Source organism: Salinicola sp. NYA28a (genome assembly GCF_976982775.1).
This window is the reverse complement of the sequence record NZ_OZ334582.1, coordinates 909716-925119: the sequence shown is the minus strand read 5'-3', so window position 1 is coordinate 925119 and position 15404 is coordinate 909716. Positions and strand designations below refer to the sequence as shown.

Sequence of the window (15404 nt, the reverse complement as noted above, 5' to 3'; positions counted from 1 at the left end):
CCATGAGCCAAGTTCAAACCAGTGCGCTGGAACGACTCCTGAGGCAACGTCGGAGTTGCCGACGATTCGATGATCATTCGCTCTCCGTCGGTAACTTGGAACGCCTGCTGTTTGCGGCCCAAGGCAGCACCCATTCCGATGGCAAGCGTACCGCTCCGTCGGCGCACGCGTTATATCCCCTGAAAACGTTCGTCATCGCCCGACGAATCGAAGGGCTCGAACCTGGCTTGTATGAAACCGGGGCTATCCACGAAGAAACCTGGCAACGTCTGCATGGCATTCGTTCGGGCACGCTGTTGTCGGCGTCTCTGGCAGACGATACCTGGCTGGAAGACTCCCCCGCCGTGATCGTCGTCGCCGCCGACCGCCAAATCGCCATCGATCATTTCGCTGACCAGCAGCCGGATGGTCTACGTGGCGTACGCTATATCGACTTCGAAGCCGGCGCCGTGATCCAGAATCTCTATCTGTCGGCCACCGAGCAGGAGCTCGGTGGCGTCGTGGTCATGGGCTACGACGATGACATCATGCAGACCGCTCTCCGACTTCCTACGCCATTCCGATCCATTGCGCTGTTCTGCATCGGGCACCCCGCTGCGCGCCAATGAACGCTTATCTCGTCAACGCCCGATGCGCCTCGGCCAGCTCCGCCATGCTGTTGAAACGGAAGTCGACCGTCGGCATGTCGCCGGGGTTCATCGTCGCGCCGAAACCTTCCTTGTCGTGGCGGCGGTAGATCCAGCAGTTGGCGAGGCCATTGTGGTTGGCGGGCTGATGATCGTGGAACATGCTCTCGGCGGTGTGCAGAATTTTCGACTTGTCGATGCCGCGCTCGCCGAGCTTTTCCATCATGTAGTCGAAGTTGCGCTGTGCCGGCTTGTAGGAACCGATGTCTTCGGCGGTATAGACCGCATCGAACTCGACGCCGAGCTTGCGCTGGCTGTAGGCGAAGCTTTCGTTGTCGACGTTGGAGAGCACCACCAGCTTGTAGTGCTGCTTGAGATAGGCCAGCGCCTCGGCGGTATCGGCGAAGGCCGGCCACTGCTTGACGAAATCGCCGTAGGCCAGGCATTCGTCGTGCGTCACCGTCACGCCCCACTCCTCCGCCAGACGCTTGTAGACCACCGCCAGCAGCAGCCGATACTGCAGATGCGGGGTATAGCGCTGCTGGGTGGACTCGTGCCGGGCGTGCGCCTCGAGAATCTGGTCGCGGCTCAGGCCCAGTTCGGTGCGCTGCAGCAGTGGCTGCAGCCCGGCCACCATGCCGCTCTCCCAGTCGATCAGGGTGCCGTAGACATCGAAGGTCAGGGTAGTGAAATCCGTCAGTTGCATGGTCGTCTCTCTGATTGAATGTCGGTACGTTCGTGAAAGCGTATCGAGATGGTCGGTTGACCATCATCCAGGACTCTCTAGGTTTTGTCTGAAAAGTCGTCGAACGAAGGTCAGACAAGGCAAAAATCGGCGAAAAGACGGAGTTTACGCGGTGTAAATGAGTACTTTGAGCCGATTTTTAACGCCGTATGGCCGAGCGCAGGCAGTTTTCAGACAAAGCCTAATCTCCGTCGGCGTTGAGCAGCCGCACCGCCACCTGCAACTGCAGCCGGATATCGGTGTCGTTCAGGTTCATGCCCAGTGCCGTTTCCAATCGCTCGATGCGGTAGCGCAAGGTGCTGATATGAATATCGAGCGCCCGTGCGGTCTGCGCCAGCTGGAAGCCGCTTGCGGCCAGCGCCGAGAGCGTCTCGAGGGCATTATGTCGACGCGCCCCTTCGCCCAGCGCTCGCGAGATGCGTGCCAGAAACAGTTTCCGCGCTTCGCTGTCGCCTTCCAGTACGCGGGTGAACAGCAGGGTTTCGAAATCCCGCCGTTCGCCGGCCTTGAGCGAGGGCAGCAGCCGCGCCACGTCGCCCGCTCCCTGGGCGATGGCTGCCGCCCCTCTCGCTTCGCGGCTGATCGCCAGGGCGGCTTCGCCGTCGCTCAACTCGCGCCATAGCGCTTCGGTCGAGATGTCGGCGCGCACCAGGAACAGCAACTGGTTGAGGGAGACCGAGATCAAGCGTGGCAAGCCGAGCGCTTCGAGACGATCGCCCAGCCGGCGCTCCCAGCGTTCCCGCCGCAGCAGTCCCTCGCGGGTCAGCGGCACCGGCTCGTTGAGCAGGATCGCGCAGACGTGATACGCGCCATGGGGCTCCCACCCCTGCAACGATGCCCGCTCCAGCGCCGCCGGCGTGGCTTCGAAGCGCCCTTCGAGCAGCGAATCGACGAAGGCGTAGCCCAGCCGGGTCTCCTGTGCCTGCAGCGCCCGCTGGTGCGACAAATGCAGCGCGGAGATCAGCGCCGCCTGCTCCGCCGCCCGGCGTTCGAGCTCGCTGACATGGGAGGCCGTTTCATCGATCCACAGCGTGGCCGTCGGCGCCTCCCGGATTCGCACCGGACAGGCCAGCATCCGGCACCCGGCCTCTTCGCCGAGGGAGCGAGCCGTGGCCTCGGCCAGAAACTGGGCCTCGGTCAGCATGGTCGGCGTGGGCAGGCGCATCGTCTCAAGCTCGGCGCTGCCGCCCAGCCATTCGCCGTCCAGCCCGGTGAAGAGCACGTCCCGCTCCAGCAGCAGGCTCAAGGCCGTGGCGATGTCACCCAGGCTGCGTGCCGTCAACGCCGAGCGGGTGAGATCGCGGTGAATTCGTTCCGCCCGTGCGATCAACTGGCCCTGCCGTGCGATCAGCCAGGCGTGCACTTCCTCGGTGATCTGGCTGAACGGCACGTCCCAGGGGATTTCCAGCAGCGGGAAGTCGAGCGATGCGGCCACGCGGCGGCTGGTCTCCGGGAACGCAGTAAGAAACCGGGGCACCGCCAGCGCCACGCCGGCCAGGCCCTTGTCGACCAGCGCCTCGATCAGGGCGCGCTCGGCTTCCGGCTCGTCGGGCCAGTGATAGCCGGTGGTCAGCAGCAGCTGTCCTTCGCGCACCCAGGCGATGATGTCGGGATGATCCACCATGTGTACCCAGCGCAGCGGCCGGCCCAGCGAGCGCTCGCCGGCCACCACGCGGGCCTGGCGCAGATTGGTCTCGCGCAGCGCGGTGGCGAGGTCGAGCTCGGCCGGCAGCCGCGCTGCGTTGGCGTCCCCATCCCCCATCGCCATCAGCCGTCCAGTCGCGTCGAGACGAACTTGAGGTCGAGATATTCGTCGATACCGTAGCGGCCGCCCTCGCGGCCGAGGCCGCTATCCTTGACGCCACCGAACGGCGCCTGCGGCACGGACGGCGCGCCATCGTTGACCCCGACGATGCCGTAGTCCAGCGCTTCGGAGACGCGTGCCGCGCGCCCGAGATTGCGGGTCCACAGATAGGCGGCGAGCCCGAACGGCGTGGCGTTGGCCGCTGCTATCGCCTCTTCTTCGCTTTCGAAGGCGATCAATGGCGCGACGGGGCCGAAGGTCTCTTCCTGCATGATCCGCATGTCGCCGGTGACATCCGCCAGCACCGTAGGCGCGACGAAGAAGCCGTCGACATCCCGCGCCGCGGTCAAACGCTTCGCGCCCTTGCCTAGCGCATCGTCGATGTGGGATTGCGCCTTGTCGCGGCCGGCCTGGCTGACCAGCGGGCCGATCTGGGTCGACTCGTCTTCCGGCTGCCCGACGCGCAGCGCGTCCACCGCGGCGGTCAGGCGCGCGGAGAAGGTCTCGAGAATGCCGCGCTGCACGTAGATGCGGTTGGCGCAGACACAGGTCTGGCCGCCATTGCGGAACTTGCTCGCCATCACTTCGGCCACGGCGGCGTCGATATCGGCATCGTCGAAGACCAGGAACGGCGCATGGCCGCCCAGCTCCAGCGACATCCGCTTCATGGTGGCGGCGGACTTGGCGTAGAGATGCTTGCCGACCGGCGTGCTGCCGGTGAAGGTCACCTTGCGGATGCGCCGGTCCGCCATCAGTTCGTCGCTGACCGCGGCCGGACGCTCGGCGGTAATCACCTGGAAGACCTCCGCCGGCCCGCCGACCTGCTGCCACAGCCGGGCCAGCATGAGCGCCGTGATCGGCGTCTGTTCCGCCGGCTTGACGATCACCGAGCAGCCGGCCGCCAGCCCCGGCGCCACCTTGCGGGTGATCATCGCCGCCGGGAAGTTCCACGGCGTGATCGCGAGCACCGGGCCGACCGGCTGACGCAGCACAGCAAGCCGCTTGTCCGGATGCTGGGCGGGCAGGATGTCGCCGTCGATGCGCCTGGCCTGCTCGGCGTACCACTCCAGAAAGCTGGCGGCGTAGTCGACCTCGCCCCGCGCTTCGCGGATCGGTTTGCCCATCTCCCGCGCCATGGTCACGGCGAGGGTCTCCTTGGCCTCCAGCATCGCCTGGTGCCATGCCTTGAGCAGCGCCGCGCGCTCGAATGGGGTGGTCTTGCGCCAGGACTCGAAACCGCGCTGGGCGTTGTCGGCGGCCAGCTTCGCCTGCTCGACGCCGCAATCGGCGACCTCGGCGATCACCTTGCCGGTGGCGGGAGAACGCAGCGCGTAGCGGCCTGCCCCGTCGGCATCGAAACCGACGATCGAAGCGGGATAGTAATGGGCATCAGCGGGCGTACGAAGCGGTACGGTTGGACTCTGAAGAGAGGATGAGGAGGAAGACATCGATCCGGTCACCTGTGCGAAAAGAAGGAAGTCTAGCCATCCTACCTTCAGGTCGAAGCGAAATCCTCCTGCAAAAAGTCGGATAAATCGGTCAAAAAACCCTGCTTGTCGTAGGGCGCATCAAACCACCTGGATCTTCGAGGCGGCCTCTTCGGTCATCCGGCCGCGCCAGGTCCGCCCGGGATCGCCGCTGGTCAGCAGCGTGTCGAAGTCGGCAAGGTCGGCGAAGAACGCTGCACGCATGACGTCGAGCTTGCTCTCGTCGGCGACCAGGATGCGTCGTTCCGCATGTTCGATGGCGGCCTGCTTGGGCGCCACCTCGTGAAAGTGGAAGCAGCTCGCCCCCTTCTCGGCATGCACGCCGGCGGCGGAAATGAGCGCCTTGTTGATGCCCAGCCGGCGAATCGCCGTGGTGACGTCCTGCCCGCCGAAGGAGTCCGAAGAGGCGTAGTAGAGCCCGCCGAGCACCACGAGCCGCATGTTGGGCATATCGCGCTGGCTGAAGGCGTTGGCGACGTTGAGCGCGTAGGTGACGATGGTGACGTTCATCTCTCGCGGCAGCAGCGTGCAGAACGGCATCAGCGTGGTGCCGCAGTCGACGAACACGGTATCGCCGTCCTCGATCCTCGACGCGACCGCCTCGCACAGGCGCTGCTTGGCCTTCGCGTACCGGTCCCTCTGCGCATCGAGATTGTAGGCGGCGGTGAACTGGGGGTTGTCGGCCATGACCAGATGGCCGCCGAAGGAGACGATCGCGCCGTTGCTGGCGGCGATGTCCCGCCGCACCGTCATCTCGGAGACGTTGCATAGCGCCGCCGCCTCGGCCAACGGCAGGGTGCCGTTGCGTCTGATCGCTTCACGAAGTCTCTCGAGCCGTACGGCGCTGCGGCCATTCATGACGTTCTCCCGATCCTGTCTTCTGAGGGTCAGATCTTATCCCCGATCTCTACTTGAAACGCAACGCGACGAGGAGCCCGAAGGCTCCTCGTCGATGACATCCATTTCGTCGTCTCGGGACTGCCAGCCGACACCGACCTCAGAACTGCCAGCCGACACCGAAATAGTAGCCCCAGCCGGTGGAGCGCAGTTCGAAACTGTCGCCATGGCTGTTGGGGAACGGTGCCATTTCGCCGTCGTCCCACTGCCCGCCGTTATGGAAGTAACGCGCCACCGCCATGAAACGCAGGTGCGTGAACTGGTACAACAGCACGTTGGTCGCCACGGTCGACTCGTTGGTACGCCAAGACTGGTCATCTCCCAGATCCGAACCGAAGTCGTGGTTGGTGAACCCGACATAGACCAGCGACGCGCCGTTGTCGAAGCTGGCCAGCGGATAGGAGTAGTTCAACTGTGCGCGGTAGCCGTCCCAGGAGTTCTCGTTCGGGGCGCCGTAGTTCTCCCACTGGCGACGCTTGTAGAAATTGAACGAGAGACCCAGCGGCGAACCGGTTTCGATGTCGGTTCCCAGGCCGGCGTAGAGCGTGTTCTGGCGGTTCTCGGTGTTGTGGCCCCAGTCGAAGATATAGTCGAAGGCGACGAACCACTCCTTGAACGGGCCGAAGCTCAGATCCTGGCCGGTCATGTCATCGATCGACAGCCGCGGTTCCAGCTCCATGAAGACCGGCGAGCCCTTGTCGAAGATACCGCTGTCTGCGGCGTTACCGGTGCCGAAGAACTTGGGAAAATCGATATAGCCGTAGAGATCCAGCGGCCCCTTGCGACCGAAGAATTCGTACTCCAGATAGATGTCGTCGATCTGCTGCGGCCCGAAGCGAATGTTCTTGCTGCCGATCACCGTGACGTTCTGGTGATACCAGTCGGAAAGATAAGGCCCGTCGGCCGTCTGGCCTTCCGACATCGGCCCTTCGTCCGGCGTCTCCTGCTCGATGACCGGCGCATCGCCCTGATCGTCCGCGGCCCAGACCGGCGCGGCCGCCAGCGTCATCGAACCCAAGCCCAACGAGACCGACAGCGCCAGAAGACGAGATCCCTTGCCTGCCCACCGTTCAGCCGACGCCGGCTGTGCGAGTCCTTCTACCATGCCATCCCCCACTTTGTTGTTATGGCGTTTTGATGCTGATCTTGTGACTATTTTCTCATCTGGCCTGCGATCGACCCGGTTAGAGAGAAAGCGAACGCATGACCCGAGGCAACATCGCCAGATCGAGCCGAAAGCACTATATATAGGCCTCTGCCTCGCCTTGAACTACTCTATGAGCTTGTGAGAATAAAAACAATAAGTGACGAGCAAAACCAAAAAATGTTAAAAACCTCTCAAGAAAAGGCATTGACCGATGCGTGAGCGAGCGGCATGAGACGGTTGGCGTGAAATCATGTCCGTTTCAATGGCCCCGGCACGCCCTGACATGCATTTTCGACTCATCAAGGCCAACACCAAGGACAACAACATGACACTCCTCATGGGTCTGGTCGGCGTCATCGTGCTGCTGCTGATCGCGCTGATCTTTTCGAGCAACCGCAAGGCGATCAGCCTGCGCACCGTCATCGGCGCCTTCGCCATTCAGGCCGGCATCGGCGCTTTCGTGCTCTATGTACCGTTCGGCCAGGCCGTGCTGGGCTCCGTTTCCAGCGCCGTCAGTCAGGTCATCAACTACGCCAACGACGGTATCGGCTTCCTGTTCGGCAACCTCGCCGACCCGGCCAACGTCGGCTTCGTCTTCGCCGTCAAGGTCCTGCCGATCATCATCTTCTTCTCGTCGCTGACGGCCGTGCTCTACTACCTGGGCATCATGCAGTGGGTCGTGCGGATTCTGGGTGGCGCGCTGCAGAAAGTGCTGGGCACCTCGCGCACCGAATCGCTCTCCGCCACCGCCAACATCTTCGTCGGCCAGACCGAGGCACCGCTGGTGGTACGACCGTTCCTGGCCAGCATGACCAAGTCCGAGCTGTTCGCCGTCATGTGTGGCGGGCTCGCCTCCGTTGCCGGTTCCGTGCTCGCCGGTTACGCCGAGCTCGGCATCCCGATGGAGTATCTGATTGCCGCGTCCTTCATGGCGGCACCGGGCGGCCTGCTGTTCGCCAAGATTCTGATGCCGGAGACCGAGAAGCCCGACGACCGCACCGAGCAGGCCAAGGAGATCCTGGAAGCCGAGGACAAGCCGGCCAACGTGCTCGACGCGGCCGCTGCCGGCGCGTCATCCGGTTTGATGCTAGCCGCCAACGTGGGCGCCATGTTGCTCGCCTTCATCGGCCTGATCGCGATGATCGACGGCATCCTGGGCGGGGTCGGCGGCTGGTTCGGCATGGACTCGCTGAGTCTGTCGATGATCCTGGGCTGGCTGTTCTCGCCGCTGGCATTCGTGCTCGGCATCCCCTGGAACGAGGCGATGCTGGCCGGCTCTTTCATCGGCCAGAAGCTGGTGGTCAACGAATTCGTGGCCTATATCAACCTGGCCCCGTACATCAGCGGCGACACCATCGTGGAATCGACCGGGCAGGCAATGTCCGCCCACACCGCCGCGATCCTGTCGTTCGCGCTGTGCGGGTTCGCCAACCTGTCCTCGATCGCGATCCTGCTCGGCGGCCTCGGCACGATGGCGCCCAGCCGCCGCCCGGAAATCGCCCGCTACGGTCTCAAGGCCGTACTCGCCGGCACGCTATCCAATTTGATGTCCGCCACCCTGGCGGGGATCTTTCTCTCGCTGGCCGGCACTGCCTGACCCGGAACCGCTCTGGACAGGACCGTCATGAAAATCCGGCAGACTCGAGGAATCACTGCCGGATCCTTGCGCGAGCCAGAAAACGGAAACGGCAGGAGGCCGTCGCGACCACGCCGAACAAGGCTATGTACGAAAAGTCGGCGAGCGACGGGCAGACAAGGCAAAAATCAGCGAAAACGGACCGGGCTGGCGCCCCAGTTTACGGAGTGTAAATGAGTATTTTGAGCTGATTTTTAACGCCGTATGGCCGAGCGCAGGCAGTTTTCGCACAAAGACCAGGAGACAAGAAGATGAACAGCCTCAAGCACGCCGCCAGCCAGGCGCTGGCCATGATGGACCTCACCTCGCTCAACGACGGCGATGACGACGCCGCCATTCGGACGCTGTGCCGCCGCACCGATACGCCTTACGGCGCCCCGGCCGCGGTCTGCATCTACCCTGCCTTCATCGAGACAGCGAACCGTGAACTGACCGAGATGGGTATTCGTGAACGCGTGCGAATCGCCACCGTCACCAACTTCCCGGACGGCTGCGTCAACGTCGAGCGCGCCTCCCGCGAAACCCGCGCAGCCGTAGCGGCCGGCGCCGACGAGGTCGACGTGGTCTTTCCCTACAAGGCCTTGATCGGCGGCGACGCCGATGCCGGCCGGGCGCTGGTGACGGCCTGTCGTGAGGCCTGCGGCGATCGCCTGCTCAAGGTAATTCTGGAAACCGGCGAGCTCGAGGAGCCCGCGCTGATCCGCCAGGCCGCAGACATCGCCCTCGCCTGTGGCGCGGACTTCCTCAAGACCTCCACCGGCAAGGTGCCGGTCAACGCGACGCTCAAGGCCGCCGAGATCCTGCTCACCGCCATTCGCGACAGCGGTCGCGACGTGGGCTTCAAGGCGGCCGGCGGGATCCGCACCGCGGAAGATGCCAAGGCCTATCTGGAGCTGGCCGCCGGTATCATGGGCGAGGCCTGGCTGACCCCGGCGCACTTCCGCTTCGGCGCTTCGGGGTTGCTGGACGCGCTGCTCGCCACGCTCAGCGATGACGACAGCCGACCGACGACCGCCAGCGGTTACTGATCAGCCGCGGTTACCGCGAAACCCGCCACATCACTGCGGATCCATATCATGCTGACCCAGGAAATCATTCGTCGTAAACGCGACGGTCAGGCGCTCAATCGCCAGATGCTCGATCTGGTCATGCGGGGTATCGCCGACGGCAGTATCGGCGACGCGCAGATCGGCGCCTTCGCCATGGCCGTCTATCTCAACGGCATGAACCGGGACGAGGCCGTCGCACTGACGGAATCGATCCGGGATTCCGGGCAGGTCATGCGCTGGGACGATCTCGATCTTGCCGGCCCGGTACTCGACAAGCACTCCACCGGCGGCGTCGGCGATCTGGTCTCGCTGGTGCTGGGGCCGTGGATCGCTGCCTGCGGCGGTCACGTGCCGATGGTCTCCGGGCGCGGCCTGGGTCATACCGGCGGCACGCTGGACAAGCTCGAGTCGATCCCCGGCTATGACGTCACCCCCAGCGACGCCACGTTCCGCCGGCTGGTGAAAGACGTCGGCGTTGCGATCATCGGCCAGACCGGATCGCTGGCGCCGGCCGACAAGCGCCTCTACGGCGTGCGCGACGTCACCGCCACGGTGGAGTCGATCCCGCTGATCGTCGCCTCGATCCTGGGCAAGAAGCTGGCCTGCGGCCTCGAGACGCTGGTGATGGACGTCAAGGTCGGCAGTGGCGCCTTCATGCCCACCGAGGAGGCCTCTCGCGAACTCGCCGAAGCGATCGTCGCCATCGGCTGCGGCGCGGGCACGAAGACCAGCGTGCTTCTGACCGACATGAATCAGCCGCTGGCCGACTGCGCCGGCAATTCGCTGGAAGTCTTCGAGGCGCTGCGGCTATTGCGTGGCGACGGACGCAATGAAGGGCGTGGCGACGGACGCAATGAAGGGCGTGGCGACGGACGCAATGAAGGGCGTGGCAACGGACGCAATGAAGAGCGTGGCGAAGGCAAGGAGAGCCGCCTCTACCGGGTCACCCGACCGCTGGCGGCGGAGATGCTGCTTCAATCCGGCATCGCCAGCGATGCCGAAGACGCCGAAGCCCGCCTCGACCGCGCGCTCGATTCCGGCGAGGCGCTGGAGCGCTTCTCGCGCATGGTTCACGGCCTCGGCGGCCCCGCCGATCTGGCGGAACGCCCCGAAGACCACCTCGCCACCGCGCCGATCACCATCGACCTCGACGCCGACCGGGCGGGATGCATCAGCGCCATCGACACCCGCGCGCTCGGCCTCGGCGTGGTCGAACTGGGCGGCGGCCGGCGCAACGCGGGTGATGCCATCGATCATCGGGTCGGCCTGTCGCACATCGCCGCGCTCGGCCAGCGAGTCGAACCGGGCCAGCCGTTGCTGCGCATCCACGCCGCCGACCGGGCCGATGCCGAATCCGTCACCCAGCGTCTGCGCCGCGCCTTCACCTTGAGCGAGACGGACGACGTCGCCATCCCGCCGCTGGTCCACGCCACCCTGCGCGAAGGCCAGTCGGCATGACAGGGGCGAGAGACGAACAAGAACGCGACATGCACGGAGAAACGACATGAAACGCGCCATTTTGCTGGTTCTCGACTCCTTCGGCATCGGCAACGCGCCGGACGCCGCCGACTATGGTGATTCCAGCTCGAGCGATGCCGGCTCGGACACGCTCGGCCATATCGCCCGCTATCGCGCCGATGCCGGCCGCCCGCTCGAACTACCCAACCTGGCTCGTCTCGGGCTCTATCACGCCCACCACCTGAGCACCGGCGACTGGGCGGCGGGCGTCGACGTGCCCGAAGTCGTCGAAGGGGCTTACGCCAGCGCCAGCGAGATCTCCTCCGGCAAGGACACGCCCTCCGGTCACTGGGAGATCGCCGGCGTCCCGGCGCTGTTCGAATGGGGCTACTTCCACGAGCGCGAGAACAGCTTTCCGCCCGACCTGTTGGAGGCATTGATCGAACGCGCCGACCTGCCCGGCGTGCTCGGCAACTGCCAGGCGTCGGGCATGCCGATCCTCGAAGCGCTGGGCGAGGCGCATATCGAAAGCGGCAAGCCGATCGTCTACACCTCGGCGGACTCGGTCTTCCAGATCGCCGCCCACGAGACCCACTTCGGCCTCGACCGCCTCTATCGGCTCTGCGAGATCGCCCGCGAACTGCTGATGCCCTACAACATCGGCCGCGTCATCGCCCGTCCCTTCATCGGAGAAACGGCTTCGAGTTTCGAACGCACCGGCAACCGCCGCGACTATGCCATCGAACCGCCGACGCCCACCGTGTTGCAAAAGCTGCACGACGATGGCGGTACAGTGCTCGGGGTGGGCAAGATCGGCGATATCTACGCCCATTGCGGCGTCTCGAAAGTGATCAAGGCCCACGGTCACGACGCCTTGTTCGACGCTACGCTATCTGCAATCGACGAGGCCGGCGACCGGACGCTGGTGATGACCAACTTCGTCGACTTCGACACCCTCTACGGTCACCGCCGCGATCCGGAAGGCTACGCCAGCGCGCTGGAAGCGTTCGACCGCCGCCTGCCGGAGATCGTCGCCAAGCTCGAGCCCGGCGATCTGCTGATTCTGACCGCCGATCACGGCAACGATCCGACCTGGCACGGCACCGATCATACCCGCGAGCAGGTGCCCGTCCTGATCGCCGGCGACGTGCTGGCCCCCGGCAGCTACGGCCGCCGCGAGACCTATGCCGACATCGGCCAGACGCTGGCCGAGTATCTCGGCCTGTCGCCGATGGAATACGGACGGTCCCTGCTGAAAGACACCCCCGACAACGGAGCCCCGTGAGATGCCCACGCCCCATATCGAAGCCCAGCCCGGCGACTTCGCCGACACCATACTGATGCCCGGCGACCCGCTGCGTGCCCAGTTCATCGCCGAGACGTTTCTCGAAGATGCCCGGTGCGTCAACCGCGTGCGCAACATGCTCGGCTTCACCGGCACCTATCGGGGACGCCAGATCTCGGTGATGGGCAGCGGCATGGGCATTCCATCGCTGTCGATCTACGCCAAGGAGCTGATCACCGAGTACGGCGTCGAGCGGCTGGTGCGGGTCGGCTCCTGCGGCGCGGTGCGTGACGACGTCGCGGTCAACGACATCGTCATCGGCATGGGGGCGTGCACCGATTCCGGCGTCAACCGGGCGCGCTTCAACGGCCACGACTTCGCCGCCATCGCCGATTTCGACCTGACCCGTCATGCCGTCGACGCGGCGCGCGAATGCGGCACGAAGGTCAAGGTCGGCAACCTGTTCTCGGCCGATCTTTTCTATACCCCGGACATCGAATTCTTCCAGACCATGAAGCGCCACGGCATCCTCGGCGTCGAGATGGAAGCCGCCGGCCTGTACGGCGTCGCCGCCGAATTCGGCGCCCGCGCGCTGACGGTCTGCACCGTTTCAGACCATATTCTCAAGGGGGAAGCGCTCGACGCCCAGGCCCGCCAGACCGGCTTTTCCGAGATGATGGCGATCACGCTGGAAGGCCTGTTGCGAGACGACGAGGAAGCGAAACGATGAGCAAGACGACAAGCGACATCCGGGTTCCCGACGAGATCCGCCAGGCGGCACTGAACGTTCGCGATCACGCCTACGTGCCCTACTCCGACCATCCCGTCGGCGCCGTGCTGATCAGCGAGAGCGGCAAGACCTACGCCGGCTGCAACGTCGAAAGCGCCAACTACAAGGGGCTCTGCGCCGAGGCCAGCGCCATCGCCGGCCTGATCTCCAGCGGGGAACGACAGATCCGCAAGATCTACGTCATCGGCCCCGGTGAACATCTCTGCACGCCCTGCGGCGACTGCCGCCAGCGCATCCGCGAATTCGCCACGCCGGAAACCGAAATCATCGTGCTCGATGCCGACGGCGCTCCGCTCAAGCACTACACCATGGACGAACTGCTGCCCGACTCCTTCGGCCCGGAAAACCTGAACAAGGCCTCGGGCATGGCGACAACGCGTTGACGCCCACTAGCCCGGGAAGAAGCAGAAGTAGAAGCAGACACAAGAAGCGGTAAAAGAGAGGGCAGAAGAAGGAAAAGCGCAACGGTGACGACTCTTCGTCGAGTTTGGGTATACTCGGGTCCAACAAACGACAACAACCCTTTCTCCGCCTGGATTCGTCGATGGCCCCCGCGCGCTTTTCCGCTTTCGAGCTCCTGCTGCTGAAAAGTCGTTATCCGCCGGATACCGCGTCCCTGCTGCTGCTGTCATGGGTATACGTCAACAAGCGCGTCGTGCTTGCCGAGGACCAGCGTTATCTCGAAGCGCTGGCCAACGGCTTCCGTCACTCCCACGATCTCGAAGCGCTGCTGACGATTGCCCGGACCGACCTGTCGGCCATCCAGCTGGCTGCGGAAGTCGTGCTGCGCGAACACGTCGATGAGCAGTCGCACCCCTTTCTGCGCCGCGCGATCGGCCTCGCCACCAGCGAGGGTGAACCGAGCCTGCGCAATCACCACATCCTGCGCTTTCTCGCCGACCTTTCCGGCGCGACGCCGGGCGATTTCGCCCGGCTGTTTCGCGAGGTGACGGGGCGTCCGCTGAAGGCACCCGACGATCCCAGCCACCGGGATTACTGGCACCGGAAAGACAACTCCGAAGCGGCGGCGGATCAGGAGACGAGCGACGCCGACAGGGACACAAGCGAAGCCGACGAAAACAACGATGGCGAAGCCGCCGGCGAGAACACGCTGAAGGGTCGTCGCTGGCGACGCTGGTGGCTACGCTCCAGCGCGGCCCGAGCGCATCGGCGGCAGTTGCGCCAGGAACGAAGCCGCCTGCGTCGCCAGGCCAGGAGCCGGCGGCAGGCGGAAGCGCGCCAAGCGCAGGAACGTCAACGCCAAGCGCGCGAGGAAGAGGCCAGGCGTCAGGAACAGGAGCGCGAAACCGAAAACCGGCGCCGGGAACAGGCAGAGCGGGAGGAGGCCTACCGGCGGGAGCGATGGCGCCAGCAGCAGCAACAACATCAGTATCAACAACAGCAGGCCGCAGGGGCATCTCGGCCCCATTATCGGATCCGCCTGGCGCTGCAGGTGCTGGAGCTCGACGAAAGCGCTTCGCCCACCGAGATCAAGCGAGCCTATCGCCGCCTGGCGCAGCGCCATCATCCCGATCGCTTTCACGGTCAGGGCGAGCTGCGCATCTCTCTGGCCTCGCAGCGCTTCCAACGCATCAAGAATGCCTACGACTATCTAATGACGACGCTCTGATGACGACCCTCTAACGACGACTCCCTAATGACAACTACCTGGTGACGACGGTCCTACACGATATGCAAGATCTCTACCGCCGCCTTGGCGTCAGCAAGGACGCCCCTGCCGATACCATCATTCGGGCCACGCAGCGCTGCAACAACCATACCCTGAAAGCGGATGCGCTGAGCGCGCTGGGAGAATCGACGCATCGGGAAGCCTACGACGACCTGCATGATCTGCTGGGCGATCTCGGCAGGCTGCGGGCGGGACTGGGCATGACTCATGCACCCCACTGGCAGGGAGACGCCGCCAACGACTTCTCCGTCTTGCCGCAACGCATCGTGGTTCGCCATGAACTGCTGGCGCGGCAATTGGAAAGGGCGCTCGGAAGCCACCAGACACGCTGGCGCCGCCGGGGCTGGCTCGTTCTGGCCGTCGTGGCCGGGTTGATCGCCGCGCATGTCGCCGGACGCTGGATGAGTTAGCGACCCGCCGCTCGCACCTGGCTGTGCGAATACGCGGCCGACCTCTTCAGCGCAATGGCTCGAGCAGCGGGCTCAGCCCGTTGTGATCGATCTCCTGCATCAGCGCCAGCAGACGCCCGATCTCGCCATCGGGAAAGCCTTCACGGGCGAACCAGTTGAGGTAGGGGCCGGGGAGATCGGCGATCAACCACCCTTCGTACTTGCCGAACGGCATCTTGCGGGTAACCAGTTTCTTGAGGTCTTCAGGCTCCATCTCGCCTCCTCTCGTCAAATTGCGCGCCATTCTACACGGATGGCGGTAGCGCCGAGCCGTGCAGGCAGCCAATCATGCCAGACCCAGCCATGTCAGACCCAGCCATGCGTGACACGCATACCCTCAT

At 64.6% G+C, this 15404-nt stretch carries 15 protein-coding genes; 9 read left to right on the top strand and 6 right to left on the bottom strand.

Annotation, left to right across the window (positions count from 1 at the left end; genetic code table 11):
* Positions 1-2: 2 nt before the first annotated feature.
* Positions 3-608 carry a nitroreductase family protein gene (locus tag ACWHY3_RS04270; protein ID WP_303853888.1) on the top strand — a complete coding sequence of 202 codons (606 nt, stop codon included), beginning with the start codon at positions 3-5 and terminating at the stop codon, positions 606-608.
* A gap of 4 nt (positions 609-612) precedes the next feature.
* On the opposite strand, the gene ACWHY3_RS04265 is transcribed toward ACWHY3_RS04270, so the two are convergent.
* From ACWHY3_RS04265 to ACWHY3_RS04245, 5 genes are all read right to left on the bottom strand, one after another.
* A complete protein-coding gene (locus ACWHY3_RS04265; RefSeq protein ID WP_332778718.1) occupies positions 613-1332 on the bottom strand; it encodes a haloacid dehalogenase type II in 720 nt (239 codons plus the stop codon).
* Between the two features lie 220 nt (positions 1333-1552).
* The gene (locus ACWHY3_RS04260; RefSeq protein ID WP_303853892.1) at positions 1553-3139 is read right to left on the bottom strand and encodes a PucR family transcriptional regulator; all 1587 of its coding nucleotides are present in this window, start codon (positions 3137-3139) and stop codon (positions 1553-1555) included.
* On the bottom strand, positions 3139-4623 hold the full coding sequence (locus ACWHY3_RS04255; RefSeq protein WP_448127632.1) for an NAD-dependent succinate-semialdehyde dehydrogenase: 1485 nt from the start codon (positions 4621-4623) through the stop codon (positions 3139-3141). Before ACWHY3_RS04255 ends, ACWHY3_RS04260 begins: the two co-directional genes overlap by 1 nt.
* A 120-nt stretch (positions 4624-4743) precedes the next feature.
* On the bottom strand, positions 4744-5520 hold the full coding sequence (locus tag ACWHY3_RS04250; protein WP_448127631.1) for a DeoR/GlpR family DNA-binding transcription regulator: 777 nt from the start codon (positions 5518-5520) through the stop codon (positions 4744-4746).
* A gap of 139 nt (positions 5521-5659) precedes the next feature.
* Positions 5660-6664 carry a nucleoside-specific channel-forming protein Tsx gene (locus ACWHY3_RS04245; protein ID WP_448127630.1) on the bottom strand — a complete coding sequence of 335 codons (1005 nt, stop codon included), beginning with the start codon at positions 6662-6664 and terminating at the stop codon, positions 5660-5662.
* Between the two features lie 367 nt (positions 6665-7031).
* On the opposite strand from ACWHY3_RS04245, the gene ACWHY3_RS04240 reads away from it, so the two are divergent.
* The 8 genes from ACWHY3_RS04240 to ACWHY3_RS04205 all read left to right on the top strand — a co-directional run bounded on the left by ACWHY3_RS04240 (position 7032) and on the right by ACWHY3_RS04205 (position 15024).
* Positions 7032-8303: a NupC/NupG family nucleoside CNT transporter gene (locus tag ACWHY3_RS04240; protein WP_087717836.1), complete on the top strand. Its 1272-nt coding sequence runs from the start codon at positions 7032-7034 to the stop codon at positions 8301-8303.
* A gap of 290 nt (positions 8304-8593) precedes the next feature.
* Positions 8594-9370, top strand: a complete 777-nt coding sequence (gene deoC / locus ACWHY3_RS04235) for a deoxyribose-phosphate aldolase (RefSeq protein WP_087717744.1) — start codon at positions 8594-8596, stop codon at positions 9368-9370.
* A 48-nt stretch (positions 9371-9418) separates the two neighbouring features.
* On the top strand, positions 9419-10849 hold the full coding sequence (locus tag ACWHY3_RS04230; protein ID WP_448127629.1) for a thymidine phosphorylase: 1431 nt from the start codon (positions 9419-9421) through the stop codon (positions 10847-10849).
* A gap of 46 nt (positions 10850-10895) precedes the next feature.
* Complete coding sequence (locus ACWHY3_RS04225; protein WP_448127628.1) at positions 10896-12134, top strand: phosphopentomutase; 1239 nt, start codon at positions 10896-10898, stop codon at positions 12132-12134.
* A gap of 1 nt (position 12135) precedes the next feature.
* On the top strand, positions 12136-12864 hold the full coding sequence (deoD, locus tag ACWHY3_RS04220) for a purine-nucleoside phosphorylase (protein ID WP_332778725.1): 729 nt from the start codon (positions 12136-12138) through the stop codon (positions 12862-12864).
* Complete coding sequence (locus ACWHY3_RS04215) at positions 12861-13307, top strand: cytidine deaminase (protein ID WP_448127627.1); 447 nt, start codon at positions 12861-12863, stop codon at positions 13305-13307. Before deoD ends, ACWHY3_RS04215 begins: the two co-directional genes overlap by 4 nt.
* 161 nt (positions 13308-13468) lie before the next feature.
* The gene (locus ACWHY3_RS04210; RefSeq protein ID WP_448127626.1) at positions 13469-14554 is read left to right on the top strand and encodes a DnaJ domain-containing protein; all 1086 of its coding nucleotides are present in this window, start codon (positions 13469-13471) and stop codon (positions 14552-14554) included.
* Positions 14555-14595: 41 nt separating this feature from the next.
* A complete protein-coding gene (locus ACWHY3_RS04205; protein ID WP_448127625.1) occupies positions 14596-15024 on the top strand; it encodes a hypothetical protein in 429 nt (142 codons plus the stop codon).
* Positions 15025-15070: 46 nt separating this feature from the next.
* Here ACWHY3_RS04205 and ACWHY3_RS04200 read toward each other — a convergent pair whose 3' ends face one another.
* A complete protein-coding gene (locus ACWHY3_RS04200; protein WP_087717737.1) occupies positions 15071-15277 on the bottom strand; it encodes a DUF3820 family protein in 207 nt (68 codons plus the stop codon).
* Positions 15278-15404: the final 127 nt, after the last annotated feature.

Bases quoted from the DNA above. Each gene is read 5' to 3' on its own strand.
- ACWHY3_RS04270 (WP_303853888.1), top strand. From the start codon at position 3: ATGAGCCAAGTTCAAACCAGTGCGCTGGAACGACTCCTGAGGCAACGT.
- ACWHY3_RS04255 (WP_448127632.1), bottom strand. From the start codon at position 4,623: ATGTCTTCCTCCTCATCCTCTCTTCAGAGTCCAACCGTACCGCTTCGT.
- ACWHY3_RS04245 (WP_448127630.1), bottom strand. From the start codon at position 6,664: ATGGTAGAAGGACTCGCACAGCCGGCGTCGGCTGAACGGTGGGCAGGC.
- ACWHY3_RS04210 (WP_448127626.1), top strand. From the start codon at position 13,469: ATGGCCCCCGCGCGCTTTTCCGCTTTCGAGCTCCTGCTGCTGAAAAGT.
- ACWHY3_RS04260 (WP_303853892.1), bottom strand. From the start codon at position 3,139: ATGGCGATGGGGGATGGGGACGCCAACGCAGCGCGGCTGCCGGCCGAG.
- ACWHY3_RS04215 (WP_448127627.1), top strand. From the start codon at position 12,861: ATGAGCAAGACGACAAGCGACATCCGGGTTCCCGACGAGATCCGCCAG.
- ACWHY3_RS04225 (WP_448127628.1), top strand. From the start codon at position 10,896: ATGAAACGCGCCATTTTGCTGGTTCTCGACTCCTTCGGCATCGGCAAC.
- ACWHY3_RS04265 (WP_332778718.1), bottom strand. From the start codon at position 1,332: ATGCAACTGACGGATTTCACTACCCTGACCTTCGATGTCTACGGCACC.
- deoC (WP_087717744.1), top strand. From the start codon at position 8,594: ATGAACAGCCTCAAGCACGCCGCCAGCCAGGCGCTGGCCATGATGGAC.
- ACWHY3_RS04240 (WP_087717836.1), top strand. From the start codon at position 7,032: ATGACACTCCTCATGGGTCTGGTCGGCGTCATCGTGCTGCTGCTGATC.
- ACWHY3_RS04250 (WP_448127631.1), bottom strand. From the start codon at position 5,520: ATGAATGGCCGCAGCGCCGTACGGCTCGAGAGACTTCGTGAAGCGATC.
- ACWHY3_RS04200 (WP_087717737.1), bottom strand. From the start codon at position 15,277: ATGGAGCCTGAAGACCTCAAGAAACTGGTTACCCGCAAGATGCCGTTC.
- ACWHY3_RS04230 (WP_448127629.1), top strand. From the start codon at position 9,419: ATGCTGACCCAGGAAATCATTCGTCGTAAACGCGACGGTCAGGCGCTC.
- deoD (WP_332778725.1), top strand. From the start codon at position 12,136: ATGCCCACGCCCCATATCGAAGCCCAGCCCGGCGACTTCGCCGACACC.